12 protein-coding genes and 1 pseudogene are annotated in these 14,358 nt (G+C 70.2%); 7 read left to right on the forward strand and 6 right to left on the reverse strand.

The window, feature by feature from the left end; all coding sequences use genetic code 11:
* Positions 1-7: 7 nt before the first annotated feature.
* The 5 genes from ABGB18_RS22915 to ABGB18_RS22935 all read left to right on the forward strand — a co-directional run bounded on the left by ABGB18_RS22915 (position 8) and on the right by ABGB18_RS22935 (position 4,604).
* Positions 8-1,408 (forward strand): HAMP domain-containing sensor histidine kinase, encoded by a 1,401-nt coding sequence (locus ABGB18_RS22915; protein WP_347697611.1) that lies wholly within the window; start codon positions 8-10, stop codon positions 1,406-1,408.
* Positions 1,405-2,067: a response regulator transcription factor gene (locus tag ABGB18_RS22920; protein WP_347697612.1), complete on the forward strand. Its 663-nt coding sequence runs from the start codon at positions 1,405-1,407 to the stop codon at positions 2,065-2,067. The genes ABGB18_RS22915 and ABGB18_RS22920 overlap by 4 nt, the downstream gene beginning before the upstream one ends.
* A gap of 88 nt (positions 2,068-2,155) precedes the next feature.
* Complete coding sequence (locus ABGB18_RS22925) at positions 2,156-2,713, forward strand: DUF4956 domain-containing protein (protein WP_347697906.1); 558 nt, start codon at positions 2,156-2,158, stop codon at positions 2,711-2,713.
* A gap of 200 nt (positions 2,714-2,913) precedes the next feature.
* Positions 2,914-3,729, forward strand: a complete 816-nt coding sequence (locus ABGB18_RS22930) for a polyphosphate polymerase domain-containing protein (RefSeq protein WP_347697613.1) — start codon at positions 2,914-2,916, stop codon at positions 3,727-3,729.
* Positions 3,730-4,010: 281 nt separating this feature from the next.
* Positions 4,011-4,604 carry a DUF6879 family protein gene (locus tag ABGB18_RS22935; RefSeq protein ID WP_347697614.1) on the forward strand — a complete coding sequence of 198 codons (594 nt, stop codon included), beginning with the start codon at positions 4,011-4,013 and terminating at the stop codon, positions 4,602-4,604.
* Between the two features lie 120 nt (positions 4,605-4,724).
* On the opposite strand, the gene ABGB18_RS22940 is transcribed toward ABGB18_RS22935, so the two are convergent.
* Positions 4,725-5,948 (reverse strand): acyl-CoA dehydrogenase family protein, encoded by a 1,224-nt coding sequence (locus ABGB18_RS22940; RefSeq protein ID WP_347697615.1) that lies wholly within the window; start codon positions 5,946-5,948, stop codon positions 4,725-4,727.
* A 519-nt stretch (positions 5,949-6,467) separates the two neighbouring features.
* Here ABGB18_RS22940 and ABGB18_RS22945 point away from each other — a divergent pair.
* Positions 6,468-6,641, forward strand: a pseudogene (locus ABGB18_RS22945) (TetR family transcriptional regulator); the annotation flags it as partial.
* Between the two features lie 450 nt (positions 6,642-7,091).
* Here the strand turns inward: ABGB18_RS22945 and ABGB18_RS22950 are convergent.
* The 5 genes from ABGB18_RS22950 to ABGB18_RS22970 all read right to left on the reverse strand — a co-directional run bounded on the left by ABGB18_RS22950 (position 7,092) and on the right by ABGB18_RS22970 (position 13,200).
* Positions 7,092-8,165, reverse strand: a complete 1,074-nt coding sequence (locus tag ABGB18_RS22950) for an acyltransferase family protein (RefSeq protein WP_347697907.1) — start codon at positions 8,163-8,165, stop codon at positions 7,092-7,094.
* Positions 8,166-8,463: 298 nt separating this feature from the next.
* Entirely contained in the window at positions 8,464-10,383 is a 1,920-nt protein-coding gene (locus ABGB18_RS22955; RefSeq protein WP_347697616.1) for a DUF6807 family protein, read from the reverse strand.
* Positions 10,383-11,435 (reverse strand): mandelate racemase/muconate lactonizing enzyme family protein, encoded by a 1,053-nt coding sequence (locus ABGB18_RS22960; RefSeq protein WP_347697617.1) that lies wholly within the window; start codon positions 11,433-11,435, stop codon positions 10,383-10,385. The genes ABGB18_RS22955 and ABGB18_RS22960 overlap by 1 nt, the downstream gene beginning before the upstream one ends.
* Positions 11,432-12,304, reverse strand: a complete 873-nt coding sequence (locus tag ABGB18_RS22965) for a 5-dehydro-4-deoxyglucarate dehydratase (protein WP_347697618.1) — start codon at positions 12,302-12,304, stop codon at positions 11,432-11,434. Before ABGB18_RS22965 ends, ABGB18_RS22960 begins: the two co-directional genes overlap by 4 nt.
* Positions 12,301-13,200, reverse strand: coding sequence for an NAD(P)-dependent oxidoreductase (locus ABGB18_RS22970; RefSeq protein ID WP_347697619.1), 900 nt, complete (start codon positions 13,198-13,200; stop codon positions 12,301-12,303). Before ABGB18_RS22970 ends, ABGB18_RS22965 begins: the two co-directional genes overlap by 4 nt.
* A 192-nt stretch (positions 13,201-13,392) precedes the next feature.
* Here ABGB18_RS22970 and ABGB18_RS22975 point away from each other — a divergent pair, with 192 nt between their 5' ends.
* A complete protein-coding gene (locus ABGB18_RS22975; RefSeq protein WP_347697620.1) occupies positions 13,393-14,346 on the forward strand; it encodes a LacI family DNA-binding transcriptional regulator in 954 nt (317 codons plus the stop codon).
* Positions 14,347-14,358: the final 12 nt, after the last annotated feature.

The following is a 14,358-nucleotide window of genomic DNA, read 5'->3' on the forward strand; positions in this document are numbered from 1 at the left end:
CCGCCGCATGCGGGTGAGCGCCCGTGCCCGGATCGTGGGCTGGATGCTGGCCGTCGTAGGCCTCGCCCTGTCCGTCGCGATCTTCGTGACCGCCGCCATCCTGCTCTCCGAGCTCGACCGCCGGGTGGATTCCGAGCTCATGAAGGAGGTGGACAAGCTCAGGCGCTATGCCGAATCCGCGCGCGCTCAGCAGTCGGTGAAGGACGTCGGGCAACTGCTTGAGGAATACCTGGAGTTCAACACCCCCGACCAGTGGGAGGACTTCTTCAGCATCGTGGACGGCCAGGTCGACATGAGGACCTTCACCCAGCCGCCGGTGAATCTCGACGCCGACGAGGAGCTGGTCGCCCGCATCGCCCGGGTCACCACGGTCGAGGACCGGACGATCGAGACCGCCCAGGGCACGGTCTCCTATGCGGTCATCCCGGTGACCGTCGTCGGTGACGCCCGGCAGGGCCACTTCGTCATCGCGATCTTCTACGACCCGCAGCGCGAGGAGATCGCGGACGCGGTGCGGGTGCTCGGGCTGTCCGCGCTGGCGGGGATGGTGCTGGCGGGGGCGGCGGGGTGGTTCGTGGCCGGGCGGGTGCTGGCGCCGGTCCGGATGATGAGCCAGACCGCCGAGCAGATCAGCGACTCCAGCGACCTCACGCGCCGGCTCGACGTGCCGGGTGACGATGACGTGGCCATGCTCGCCGCGACGTTCAACCACATGCTCGACCGGCTGGAGAAGGCCTTCGTCGTGCAACGGCACTTCATGGACGACGCCGGGCACGAGCTGCGCACCCCGATCACCGTCATCCGCGGCCACCTGGAGTTGATGAGCGACGATCCGGAGGACCGCGCCGAGACCCTGGCCCTGGTGACCGACGAGCTCGACCGAATGAACCGCATCGTCGACGACCTCATCACCCTCGCCAAGGCCGAGCAGCCCGGGTTCCTCTCGCTGGACCACGTCGAGGTGGCCGATCTCACGGTCAGCGTGGTCGCCAAGGCCCGCGCTCTCGGGCGGCGCCAGTGGCGGGTCGACGAGGTGGCCGAGGCCCGCGTGCCCGCGGACCGCCAGCGGCTCACGCAGGCACTCATGCAGCTCGTGGCCAACGCCGTGCGGCATACCACGGACGACGACCTGATCGCCGTGGGGTCGGCCGTACGCGACTCGTGGATCGTGTTCTGGGTGCGCGACAGCGGCCCCGGGGTGGCGCCCGCCGACCGGGAGCGGATCTTCGGTCGGTTCATGCGCGGCGCCGGGCGCACCGGTGCCCACGACGGCGCCGGGCTGGGGCTGGCCATCGTCCGATCCATCGCCGAGGCCCATGGGGGCAACGTGAAAGTGACCGAGGCAGCCGGGGGCGGAGCCTGCTTTGTCATGTCCATCCCGCTGTGGGAGATGTGGGAGGTGCGGTGAACCGCATTCTGATCGCCGAGGACGAAGCCAGGATCGCCTCCTTCGTGGAGAAGGGGCTGCGGGCCAACGGCTTCGTGACCGCCGTGGTCGGGGACGGGATCGGAGCCTACGACCTGGCCTGCGCGGGCGGGTTCGACCTGCTCATCCTCGACATCGGGTTGCCGTTGAGCGACGGGTTCACCGTCCTGCGGCGGTTGCGGGAGGCGATGGTCTCCATCCCGGTCATCATCCTGACCGCCCGTGACAGCGTGAGCGACACGGTGGCAGGGCTGGAGGGCGGCGCGGACGACTACATCGCCAAGCCTTTCGCCTTCGAGGAGCTGCTGGCCCGGGTGCGGTTGCGGTTGCGGGCCGACCGCACACCGGAGGTGACCGTGCTGCGGGTGTCGGATCTGTCACTCGACCTGCGGACCAGGCGGGCCTATGTCGGGGCGCGGGCGGTGGACCTGTCCACCCGGGAGTTCGCGCTGGCCGAGATCTTCTGCCGGCATCCCGACCAGGTGCTGACGCGTGAGCAGTTGCTCAGCCACGTCTGGGGGTTCGATTTCGACCCCGGATCCAACGTGGTGGACGTCTACGTGCGCTACCTGCGGCGCAAGATCGGCGCGGAGCGCATCGAGACCGTCCGCGGGACGGGCTATCGCATGAGAATTGCCTAATCATCAGCTCACAGACGCTTCACTCCGCTCCTACAAGCTGTTCATCAACGGCACTAGGGGAGGAGCGACCGTGATAGTCGGACTGGTGATGGACCTGGCCGCGATCATTCTGCTGGCCTACGGGCTCTACTACCGGCGGCACCACCGTCGAGACCTGCTGTTCGCCTACGTGGCGCTCAACGTGGGCATCTTCGCGGTGGTGTCGCTTCTGCTCGTCCAGCGGGTGGACATCGCGGTCGGCTTCGGGCTGTTCGGCCTGCTGTCGATCATCCGCCTCCGCTCCAGCGAGATCACCCAGCAGGAGATCGCCTATTACTTCGTCGCGATCGTGCTGGGCCTGGTCAACGGCGTCGCGGCGTCGTGGCCGGCGACCGCGCTGCTGCTCAACGGCGTCCTGCTGGCGGTGATGTATGTCGCCGGCCATCCCGGCCTCCTCGGCCGCACCCGACACCAGATGGTGACCCTGGACGTGGTCTACGCGGATCCGGAGCTGCTGCGGGTGGACCTGGAGAGCCGGTTGCGGGGGCGGGTGCTGGACTGCGTGGTCACGCAGGTGGACTACGTGCGGGACGTGACGGTGGTGGATGTGCGCTATGTGGCGCCACAGGCACAAGCGGGGACGCGGCCGCGGGCGGGGGCACGGTGAGGGCCCGGATGTGAGGCGGGAGCCACGGATGGCGATCCGGCCGGGTGCGCGGTGGGTGCGAGCGTGTCGCGACTCGGGGCACGGTGGCGGTGGTCCGGGGTGCGGTGGGGGCGGGCTCGGTGACGGCGAGGAGGTCGAAGGTGTGTGGTGGGGGGTTCGGCGACGGCGAGGGGTCGACGGTGTGCGGGGAGTGTGTGGGGATGTCGGGGAGGGACGCCGGGGTGCTGCTGGCTGGGGTGGGGGCGGTGGTCTCACCGATCGGGCTGGGGGAGGTTCCTGCGCTGATGAGCCGGGTGGACAACAAATACCTGGTGACGGCCGCGACGATGGCGCGGCTGGCGGCGGAGGTGGGGGATCGGTTCCAGGTGCTGGAGATCGGGGGGTTGCGGCAGTTCCGCTACACCTCGACGTACTTTGACACGCCGGAGTTGCTCACCTTCCATCAGCATCGGCAGGGTCGGCGGCGGAGGTTCAAGTTGCGTACCCGTACCTATCTGGACGGTGGGGGGCGGTGGCTGGAGTTGAAGCTCAGCGGGGCGCGCGGGAGCACGGACAAGCACCGCATTCCCTACGATGACGCGCCCGGTCGGCTGCTCACCAGGGAGGCGCTCGACTTCGTGCGTGACACCCTGGTCAGCGAGTTGCACATCATGGCGCCGGAGGGGCTGGGGCCGGTGCTGTCCACCGACTACCGGCGGGTGACGCTCATCGACCGATCCGGCGCTGCCCGGGTCACCTGCGACACGGGGCTGCTCTGCCACGACGGCCGACGCAGTGCGCCTGCCCGTCGCGACCTGGTGCTGCTGGAGTCCAAGTCGGCGGACGGCAAGGCCATGGTCGACAAGGTGCTGCGCGGGATGGGGGTGCGGCCGGTGAGCGTGAGCAAATACTGCCTGGCGGTCGCTGCGCTCCGGGAACTGCGGGCCAACCGCTGGCACCCGGTGCTGCACCACTACCTCGACCCGAAGGTGCTCCCCCGCGCCGCATGCAGAACGCACTCACGGGCTGGGTGCTGAGCCCAGTGGGACCACCACGTCTTCATCGGGCCGTGTCTCGTTTGGTGCTGTTCGGCGCTGTTGCCCCGGTGAGCGGGCGCACGTTGAGATCGTGATCACCACTTGGCGGGAGGTCATCGGTGGGGGCGGTCCGTGGCGGGCGTCGGGGGTGGGGGTTGTTGGTTGTGGTTGTGTGGGGCTGGGATTGCCGTTGTCTTTTGGGTCTCAGGCATGTGGGTGGTTGTTTCGGGTTAAACCTTGATAAGGGGGGCGGGGAGCATTTTGTAAAAGGGGGCTTTTGGATGCTTGAGAGAATCAGGGAGATATCCGCTGTTCGGCTGGGTGCGGATGGTTATTTTGATGATTTTTGGCCGAACTTTCGGAAGATTGATGGTGTGTTCTGGAAATTTGAGCGTATTCAGAGTTTTCGCGAGGCGGGGGAGCCGAGTTTGGTCGCGATGATGGAGGGGGACTGGGAGCGGTCGCTCAAGCTGATCGACGATGAGCCCGTGGCCGCGCGACGGGCCGAGCGCTTCGTTCGCCGGCGCATCCGTGTCGTTGAGCAGCCTGTCACGCCCTACCTGCAGTGGGAGATGCACGTGCTGGCGCTGCGCGATCCGGGCGTCGAGCAGGTGCGGGTGCTCGACGCCGGGGAGGTCGCCGACCTTGAGGTCCGCCGGCGCCTCCCGGAGTTGGTGGTGCTCGGCACCTCTGTGATGTACGAGGTGACCTACGACGCCGAGGGCACTCACAGCGGCGCCCGGCGCATCGACGACCATGACGTGATCGCGGCCTGCTGTGGCGAACTGGACAAGTTGTACGCCGTCGCGGAGGGCTTCCGGGACTACTACGAGCGGGAGATCGTGCCCCTGCCCGCCCCCTCACTGACCGGCTGAGGTTGCTGGGAGGGAGGGGAAGGCCGTCCCAGGGGCGGCTGGGGGCGCATTTTCCGCGTCGCCGGACACCGCAGTCGCGGCGGTGGGTTGCGGGGGTGGGTGGTTTTCGCGGGGGTCGGACTAGAGGGGGAGGTCGCCTGTGGCTGTGCTGGTGGAGCCGGTTGCCTGGTAGGCGGCGATGGTGCGTTCGGCGATGCGCATCTGGTGGATCTCGTCGGCGCCGTCGGCGAAACGGGCCCAGCGGGCGTGCTGGAACATGCCGGCCAGGGGCGTGTCCGTGGAGTAGCCGAGGGCGCCGTGTACCTGGATGGCCCGATCCACGATCCGGTTGAGGCTGTTGGCGACGAAGTGTTTGGCCATCGACACCTCCGTACGGAAGTCCTCGCCCTTGTCGATCTTGGAGGCGGCGTGCAGCACCATCAGCTTGCACTGGTAGAGCTCCATGGCCGAGTCGGCGATCATCCACTGCACGCCCTGCTTCTCGGCCAGCAGGGAGCCGTGGCTGAAGCGGTTGAGCGCGCGGTCGACCATCATGTCCAGGGCCGTCTCCGCCTGCGAGATCCAGCGCATGCAGTGCGCGAGGCGGGCCGGGCCCAGACGATACTGGCCGAGGCGGTGGCCGTTGCCCCGGCCGCCGAGGATCTGGCTGTCGGGCAGGCGCAGGTCCGTGATGACGATCTCGCTGTGTCCCGTCGAGCCGTGCATGGTCTCGACCTCGCGGACATCGTTCCAGCCCTCCTGCGGCAGGTCCACCAGGAAGGCGGTGTTCGCGCCGCGCGAGCCCTCCGGCACGTCCTGCTCCGTCCTGGCGAGGAGGATGGCGAAGTTGGCGCGGCGGGCGTTGGAGATGAACCACTTGTGGCCGTTGATGACCCATTCGTTGCCGTCGCGTACGGCCGTGGTGCGGATCAGGGTGGGGTCCGAACCCGCCACCTCCGGCTCGGTCATGGCGAAGCAGGACATCTGCCGGCCTTCCAGCAGTGGGCGGAGATACTTCTCCTTCTGCTCGTCCGTCGCCCAGTGCAGCAAGGTGTGCATGTTGCCCTCGTCCGGGGCACTGCAGTTGAGGACCCATGGGCCGATGCGGGTCTTGGCCGCCTCCGACTGCACCATGGCCAACTCCACGTGGCCCAGGCCCATGCCACCCCATTCCTTCGGCATGTGGGGCAGCCACAGGCCCTCCTCCTTGGCCTGGGAACGCAGGTGGAAGATCGTCCGGAGGTATTCGTCGCGGTCGCTCTCCTTCACCTCCTCCATGGCGGGGATGACGGTGCCCTGGATGAAGGCGCGGACGCGCTTGCGGATCTCTTCGTGCTCGGGGGCGAGGGTGAAATCGATGGCCATGTTGACATCGCTCCTAGCGCATCAGGCATTAAAGGTGGTTATAAGGGGTTATTCCGCCAGAAGGGTTGTTATCATCCGGTCGCTTCACTGGGGCCTCCTGTGGGACGCGTTGTAGGGGGCTGGATGTCGCGGGGGCTCCTGCTCGGGGTCCTGTCGGGTCTCTTCCAAGATTCCGAAGTGGCCGGGTAGTGGCAGGCGAGCCAGTGGTCCTCGCCGATCTGCCTGATCTGGGGCTCCTCGGTGGCGCATCGGGCTGCCGCTCGCGGACAGCGCGTACGGAACCGATCAGGTCGGCGCTCGGCGCGAGCTCGCACACCTTGCCCAGGTACATCACCAGGTCCGATCACTGACGTGACGGCCAGGTCGTGGGCGATGAAGACGATCATGAGCCGGTAGCGGTCCTTGAGGTCCTCCAGCAGACCGAAGCATCTGGTCCTCGCCTCCTCCCGGTTCGCCCCCGAGAGCAATTTCACCGATAGTACTATCGGTGAAATTGCGCACAAGCACCAGAGGGAAGCCGTGACGAACACGCCGCTCACCAGGAGCCAGGCCAAGGATCTGACCAGGCGCAAGCTGATCCGCGCCGCGCTGGCCATCCTCGACGAGGAAGGCGAGGCGGGGCTGACCACGACCAAGGTGGCCAAGGCGGCGGGCCTGGCGCAGTCGAGCTTCTACGTGCACTTCAAGGACCGGCAGGCCCTGCTCGGCGTGCTCGCGGAGGAGGGCGGCGCGCGGCTGCGCGGCTCGATGCGGGAGGCGCGGCGCAAGGCCCGGGAGGCCCCCGGCGACCTCGAACGCCATCGGGAAACCTTCCGGATCCCCCTGGAGGCCATCTGCCGCCACCCCGAGCTGCTGCGCATCCAGCTACGCGCCCGGCACGACCCGTCGTCCTCCCTGCGCGACTTCGCCCGGCAGACGGCCGCGGCCTACCGCGAGCACCACGCCGCCGACCTGGCCGCGCTCGGCTACACCGCCGACAACGAGCACGACCGGCGCCGCCTGGAGATGATCGCCGAGGGGATCGACGCGGCCACCAACGCCCTGGCCATGGGGCACCTCGAGGGCCGCTATCCCGACCTGGAGGAGTGCGCCGACATCCTGACCGCGCTGTCGAGGGGCGCGCTCCGGCTGCTCAGGTCCACCTCAGGCGGCGGGGCGGCGCAGGGAGGTGAAGGCCCAGGACATGCGGGGCTCGACCGCCCAGTGGAAGAGCCGGCGCACCGGTGGGGTGCACAGGAGGGTGGCGGCGACCAGGCCGACCACGGTGGACAGGAACAGGCCCAGCTCCAGCCGTTCGGCGATCTTGACCACGAAGCCGTGGAGTAGGTAGGCGTACATCGTGGCCGAGCCCAGCCCGCTGAACCACGTGTGCCGGGCCGGCGTGATCGCCAGGAACGCCGCCACCAGCACCGCCCCCGCGACCAGCAGCGCGAGCCTGATCGCGGTGCCGGTGAGGTCGTCCACGCCGATCTGCGCGTTGGAGTGCCGCCAGCGGATCCACTCCGTCGGCACGGACGTGTGCACCAGCAGCGCCGCCGCCAGTCCGATGCCGAGCGTGCAGGCCCCGGCCAGCCGCATGTACGGGCGGCGCAGCAGTTGGAAGTGCTCCGGCCGCAGCATCAGCCCCAGCACGTAGAACGGCAGCAGGCCGAACGTCCGGTTCATGGACAGCTCGTCGGGCAGCGCGCTCGTCCCGGTCAGCAGCGACAACCCCAGGGCCACCAGCAGCGGCCACCTGAGCTGCTGCCACACCGGCGTCGACAGCCGCCACAGGAACAGCGACAGCAGGAACCAGGTCAGGAAGTACGGCTCCAGGATCGTCAGCTTGAACTCCCCGTACAGGATCAGCGACGGCAGCGAGTACGCCGTCTCGAAGATCAGGTACGGCACCGCCAGCGTGGCGATGAGCTTGCGCGCCTTGCCCGCCCCGAACGTGAAGTTCCGCGACAGATAGCCGGTGAGCAGGATGAACAGCGGCATGTGGAACAGGTAGACGAAGAAGTAGAGCGCGTGTACGAGGGGCGAGTCCCGGTGCGGCTCGACGAGATGGCCGGTCACCACCAGCAGGATGGCCAGGTATTTGGCGTTGTCGAAGAACGGGTCCCTGGCGGACTTGGCGAAGGACTTGGACCTGGTGGTGACGGATGCGCCCGCAAGCCCGCCCTCATCGTCCCTGTGAGCCTGCCGCCGGGTTCGCTGGTTGTCGCTGCGCTCCATCACAGATCACGAACTTTAGCCAACGATCGAGTAACCGCCAGGAAACGCGGAGTTAGGGATTACCGAAGGGTGGGTGTCGCCAGCAGGACGTTACTGAAGGTCGGCTGGCAATCCCCGGACGGCACGAAACGTCGGAGGTCGGCCGGCCGCGGTGGCCTCGTCGTCGGCGTTGCTCCTGGCGGTTCGCGGTCATTCCGACTCTCGCGGGCCCATCATGGGCGAGCTCGCCGGCTATTTGTGCCGAGCGCCGTGATGGCACCAGGACCAGGCCGGACGTGGGCCTGGTCCTGGTGGCGCACTACTCCCGCATGGAAGCCGCCAGGACGGAGGCCGACTCGGCGTCCAGCCGGCCGTCCGCGACGACGGTGACGACGCGCCTGGTCAGGGTGTCCTCCAGGATCAGCGGGCGGTCCCAGGCCAGCGCCTGGCCCACGCCCGGATACTCCGCCACCCGGACGAACCAGGGGTCGCCGTCCGTCTGGACGAACACGAGCGTCCACTCCCGCCCGTCCGGCGCGGTGCCCGACAGGGCCACCCACGGGTCACGGCTGCCGTGCACGGCCTGCTCGTCGCCCGGCAGGGTCGTCCTGGCGGTGGAGGTGCCCGGGGCCCGCCAGAAGAAGCCGCCGTAGCCCGCGCCCGCGCGGCCCTTGGTGGCCGAGCTGTGGATCTCCAGGGGAGCCCCGGTCAGGTTGGTCAGCGTGAACGTGAGGTCCAGCGCCCAGGCCCGCTCCAGCGGCCGCGCGACCACGGTCCGCTCCTCGCGGGCCAGCGCGCGCCCATCCGGCCCGACCCACTCCAGCCGCTCGGCGAACCCCTCGTCGCCGAGGCGGGTGAACTCCAGGTGCCGCTGCGTGCCGTGGTCGTCCAGCCAGGCCGGCCCCCGATCCCTGACGTAGGTGCGGCCGCCCCAGAAGTTCACGCCGCCGAGGCCGGAGATCGCCACACCGGCGCCGAGGTGGTGGACGTGGTCCGCGGGCCGGAACTCGGTCACCTCGACGCCGTCGAGCGTGCGTACCGGGTGCAGGTAGGGCCGGGGCGCGTCGGTCGCCGGCAGGTCGGGCCGCCACTCGTAGGAGGCCACCGGCCGCGCCGCGACCAGCAGCTCCACCCGCGTCCACGGCACGTCCAGCTCGGAGTAGAGCGCCAGCTCCCGCGCGCTGCGGTCGGTGAGGTCGACGACGCCGGGCAGGATGCGGAATCCGACCCCGCCGTCCTCGTCCCGCTGGACGATCTGGTGCCGCTCGGGGATCGGCAGCGGCTCGGGGGCAAGCCGCACCGCGTCCAGCACCTGCGTGAACGTCTCCGTACGGGAGAGCGGCACCAGCAGGTCGGCGCCGGTGCGGACGTGGTCGATGAGGTTCTCCAGCAGGTCGGTGCGCTCGTAGACGGTGGTCGTGACCGAGCCGTCCGGGAGCTCGACCCGCAGCCGGTCCTCGGTGTAGACGAACGTGGCCACCCCCGCGTCACCGTGCACGACCAGATACGGCTCGTGCCGCTCGGGCGCGCACAACGTCACCGCGATCGTGATCACGAATCCGTCGTCCATCCGGATCCGCACGCACGACGTGTCGTCCGCCTCGATCGGGTGGGCCCGGTAGAGCTCGGTCTCGATGCTCGCGATCGGCCCGTCCGTCAGCGCCAGCGCGGTCGCCACGGCGTGCGCGAACGGGTTGGTCAAGGCCCCGTCCACGACGTCGACGCCGTCGATGCGGCGTCTGCCCGCCCAGGCGGAGCGGGTGAAGTACGACGAATGGCGCTCCCAGGCGCCGGCGCCGCCGATGCCGCGTACCCGGCCCAGGGTGCCGCCCGCGATGAGGTCGCGCAGCGCCGGGATGGCCGTCGAGCCGAGCGACTGGAACCCGACCTGGCAGGCCAGGCCGGTCTCGGCCACCGCCGCGGCGATCTTCTGGTGCGCCTCCCGGCCGGCCGCCGGCGGCTTCTCCAGCAGCACGTGCGACCCGCCGTGCAGCGCGGTCACCGCCAGGTCGGCGTGGGTCTGGATGGGCGTGCAGACGATCGTGACCTCCGCCCCGGTCTTGGCGATCAGGGCGCCCAGGTCGGGCGACTGCGGGGGAGCCGCGATGGGAGGGTCCACCTCCACCGGCCGCACGTCGCAGATCCCGGCCAGCTCGATCACGCCCTGCCCGGCCAGCCGGCGCAGGTTGCGCAGGTGGTGCCGGCCGTGGCCGTGCGCCCCGGCGAGAACGACCTTCATCACGACCACCTCAGCCCGAGTCCGGCGTGCTCTCCCGCGCGCAGCACCCCGTCCGAGATCTCCACCGGGTACGGCTCCGCCAGCAGCCCCAGGGCGGCGAACGAGGCGTCCTCCACGTCCTCCACCATGACCGGCAGCGGCAGGGTCAGCGCCAGTTGCCCGGACATCTCGCTCAGGAGATGCGGGTAGACCGGCACGTCGTAGGTCCTGGCCAGCTCCACGATCCGGCGGAACGGCGTGATGCCGCCGACCCGCACCACGTTCGGCTGCACCACGTCGCAGGCGCCCGCCGCCAGCAGGTCGCGGAAGCCGTAGACGGTGTAGACGTTCTCGCCCACCGCGACCGGCACGTCGATGGAGCGGCGCAGCTCCACGTGCGCCGCCACGTCGTCGGCGGGCAGCGGCTCCTCGATCCAGTGCAGGCCGAACTCCGCCAGCGCGGCGATCGCCCGCCGGGCCCGGTGCAGGTCCCAGCGCTGGTTCGCGTCGATCATCAGCAGCCGGTCGGGGCCGATCACCTCGCGGACCGCGGCCACCCGGGCCACGTCCTCCGCCAGGTCGGGGCGGCCCACCTTGATCTTGACGCCCCGGTAACCCGCCGTCACCCAGCGCCGGGCCTGCTCGACCAGGTCGTCCAGGGAGTAGTGCAGGTTGACGCCGCTGCCGTAGACCGGGACCTCCCCGCGGCGCCGGCCCAGCACGTCGGCCAGTCCGTCGCCGCCGCAGCGCAGGTCCCACAGCGCGAGGTCTATCCCGGCCAGCGCGATCGTGGTGATCCCGCCGGGCCCGGCCTCGCGCAGGTGCCGCCACAGCCGGTCCCACACCACCTCGGGGTGGGCGGGCAGGCCGATCAGCGCCTCCCGCAGGTCGTGCTCCAGCAGCGCCCGCACGGCGTGCGCGCCGATCTGAGGCGTCCAGGCGAACCCGGTGCCGGTGCGCCCGTCCTTCAGCGTGACGTGGGTGACGATCACGTGGTTGGCCGGCACGTCCGCGCCCCAGGGACGGGGGAGCGGGGCGGTGCGCAGCTCGGTACGCAGGTCGGCGATCGTCATGACGCCACCAGGTCGAGCCCGGCCTTGATCAGGGTGTCCAGCTCCTGGAGGTCCTCGCCGGTCACCTCGACCAGCGGCGGGCGCACGGTGCCCACGTCCAGGCCGCGCAGCCGTACGCCGGCCTTGACCAGGGAGACGGGGTAGCCGGGGACCTTGCCGCGCAGCCGTACGAGGGGGGCGTAGAACGCGGTGAGCAGCCGCTCGTCCCCCCGCAGGTAGGCCAGCGCGATCTCCGGCGCGAACGCGAACACCGCGCTGGAGTACAGCTCCACCCCGATCCCGCGGTAGGCGGGCATGGTCAGCTCGGCCGTCGGCAACCCGTTGAAGAACAGGAAGTCCGGGTACGCCTCCCGCACCGCCAGCACGGTCCACTGCATCCGGTCGATGTCGCCCAGCCCGTCCTTGAGCCCGATCACGCCGGGGACCCCGGCCAGCTCGACCACGGCCTCCGGTTCGAGCACCACGGAGCCGCGCTGGTAGACGATCACCGGCAGTTCGGCGGCCACCGCGGCCACGTACGCGGCGTAGCCGTACCCGGGCCCCTGGGCCAGGTACGGCGGCATCAGCAGCAGCCCGTCCGCGCCCGCCGCGCGCGCGGCCCGGGCCTGGTTCAGCGCCGTGCCGAGCGGGCCGCCCGCGCCCGCCAACACCGGCACCCGCCCGGCCACCACCTCGCACGCCACCCGCACCGCCCGCGGGTGCTCGGCCTCGGACAGGGCCGAGAACTCGCCCGTGCCGCAGGCCACGAACACGCCCCCGGGCCCGTGCCGCATGCCCCGCTCGATGTGCTCGGCCAGCACGTGCTCGGCGAGCGTGCCGTCGGCGTCGAAGGGCGTCACGGGGAAGAACAGCACACCGCTGAGATTCATGCGAATTCCTTGGATTCCTTGAGTTCGGTGCGCCAGCTCCGCTTGGGCTGCCAGCCGAGCAGACGTTCTGCCTTGGTGGCCGAGAAGGCCGGGGTGGTGCCGGTGAGCGCGGCCGCGAACGGCTCGGTGCCCGGCACGACCTGGGGCAGCAGGTCCGCCAGCGGCTTCCTGGCCAGCGCGTCCGCGGCCCCGGCGAAGAACACCTCGCCGCCCGGCAGCTCGGGCAGCGCCTCGGCGAGCACGGTGATCAGGTCGGCGGCGTCGCGGGAGTCGATGTAGTTGAACAGCGAGACGCCGCCCAGGTCCGGCCGGTCCAGCCGCTCGCGCACGGTGTGGCCCGACTGCGTGGGGGCGCCCGCCCACTCCTCGGGCGGGATGACGAAACAGGGCCGGACGGCGGCCAACCGCGTCGTGCCCGCCAGGGCGAACGCCTTCATGGTCTGCTCGGCGGCCACCTTGGACAGGTTGTAGGCGTTCCACGGCCGTACCGGGTGATCCTCGTCGATCGGCAGGTAGGCCGGCGCCCAGCCGCCCGGGGCGCCGTACCCGATCACCGTCGGGCTGCTGGCCACCACCACGCCCCGTACGCCCAGGGCCACCGACGCCTCGCAGACGTTGAACGCCATCTGGGTGTTCACCTTGTAGATCACCGATTCTGGGAAGCTGAACGGCGTGGCGATGGCCGCCAGGTGGATCACGGACTCGGGCCGGAATCTGGCGATCACCTCGAACGCCTCGCCCGTGTCCGTGAGGTCCGCGGGCTGGGCGACGGCCGCCTCCCCGGGCGTGCCCGGGACGCGGTCGACACCGACGACCTCGTGCCCGGCCGCTGCGAGCGTGGTGACCACGCTGCGGCCGAGGCGTCCTGCGCTTCCGGTGACGAGGACTCTGCTCACCGTAAAAGGCTCCTTCAAGACTGCAAACAGTTGCACTAAACCTTTGTGTCCGAAAGGCCGAAGCGTCAAGGGGTGATTTCGTCACCGCCCGTCTAGCTGCGGCTTCCCTTGAATTGTTCGGAATGGTCGGCGCGGCAAGCGCTTTCAGCGTGCACGAGGTGCCTGCAAGCGGTTGCGTTAGGGTGGGCGACTGTGACAGTGACGATTCGTGATGTGGCCCGGGCCTCCGGTGTGCATGTATCGACCGTGTCGCGGACGTTCTCCGCGCCGCACATGGTGAACGCCGCCACCCGATCGAGAGTGCTGACGGTGGCCGAGGAGCTCGGATACCGGCCCAACCGGGCGGCACGGGCGCTCACGACCGGCCGGACGCACAACCTCGGCCTGATCGTGGCGGACATCGCCAACCCGTTCTTCCCTCCGCTGATCAAGGCGGCCCACGCCGCCGCGCGGCAGCGCGACTACCACCTGTTCGTGGCCGACACCGACGAGGAGCCGGCCGCCGAGGAGGAGCTGGTGCAGGCCTTCTCCAAGCAGGTGGACGGGGTGGTGCTGTGCAGCCCCCGCTCCTCCAACAAGGCGCTGGAGCGGCTGGCCGAGCGGGTGCCGTTCGTGGTCATCAACCGGCGGCTGCGCGGCGCCGCCACGGTGCTGATGGACGTCGGTCACGGGGCCAGGCTGGCGGTGGAGCACCTGGCGGGGCTGGGGCACCGCCGGGTGGCGCTGGTGTCCGGCCCGGCCGGCTCGTGGACGAGCGCCGAGATCCGGACGGCCGCCGAGCGGGTGCCGGGCGTCGAGCTCGTCGTCATCGGTCCCAACGCGCCCACCGAGCGGGGCGGGTTCGCGGCGGCGGGGCGGGTGCGCGACTGCGGGGTGACCGGCGTGCTCGCCTACAACGACCTGGTGGCGATCGGGCTCATCGAGGGGCTGGCCGACTGCGGCCTGAGCGTGCCCGAGGACGTCAGCGTCGTGGGGATCGACGATATCGTCTCGGGGAGGCTGAACCGCCCCAAGCTCACCACCGTCGCCATGCCCACCGCGGCGGCCGGGCGGCTGGCGGTCGATCTGCTCATCCAGGAGGTCACCGCGACCACCTCACTGGAGACCCGCCTGGTGGTCCGGGACTCCACGGCCCCGCCGCGATAGCGCCAGGCTGCA

The sequence above is a fragment of the Nonomuraea sp. B12E4 genome, from assembly GCF_039871825.1.
Taxonomy (GTDB): Bacteria; Actinomycetota; Actinomycetes; order Streptosporangiales; family Streptosporangiaceae; genus Nonomuraea.

What these genes read in the sequence shown, in the direction of transcription:
- ABGB18_RS22915 (WP_347697611.1), top strand. Translation starts at nt 8, where the DNA reads ATGCGGGTGAGCGCCCGTGCCCGGATCGTGGGCTGGATGCTGGCCGTC.
- ABGB18_RS22925 (WP_347697906.1), top strand. Translation starts at nt 2,156, where the DNA reads ATGGACCTGGCCGCGATCATTCTGCTGGCCTACGGGCTCTACTACCGG.
- ABGB18_RS22930 (WP_347697613.1), top strand. Translation starts at nt 2,914, where the DNA reads ATGTCGGGGAGGGACGCCGGGGTGCTGCTGGCTGGGGTGGGGGCGGTG.
- ABGB18_RS22935 (WP_347697614.1), top strand. Translation starts at nt 4,011, where the DNA reads ATGCTTGAGAGAATCAGGGAGATATCCGCTGTTCGGCTGGGTGCGGAT.
- ABGB18_RS22940 (WP_347697615.1), bottom strand. Translation starts at nt 5,948, where the DNA reads ATGGCCATCGATTTCACCCTCGCCCCCGAGCACGAAGAGATCCGCAAG.
- ABGB18_RS22950 (WP_347697907.1), bottom strand. Translation starts at nt 8,165, where the DNA reads ATGGAGCGCAGCGACAACCAGCGAACCCGGCGGCAGGCTCACAGGGAC.
- ABGB18_RS22955 (WP_347697616.1), bottom strand. Translation starts at nt 10,383, where the DNA reads ATGAAGGTCGTTCTCGCCGGGGCGCACGGCCACGGCCGGCACCACCTG.
- ABGB18_RS22960 (WP_347697617.1), bottom strand. Translation starts at nt 11,435, where the DNA reads ATGACGATCGCCGACCTGCGTACCGAGCTGCGCACCGCCCCGCTCCCC.
- ABGB18_RS22965 (WP_347697618.1), bottom strand. Translation starts at nt 12,304, where the DNA reads ATGAATCTCAGCGGTGTGCTGTTCTTCCCCGTGACGCCCTTCGACGCC.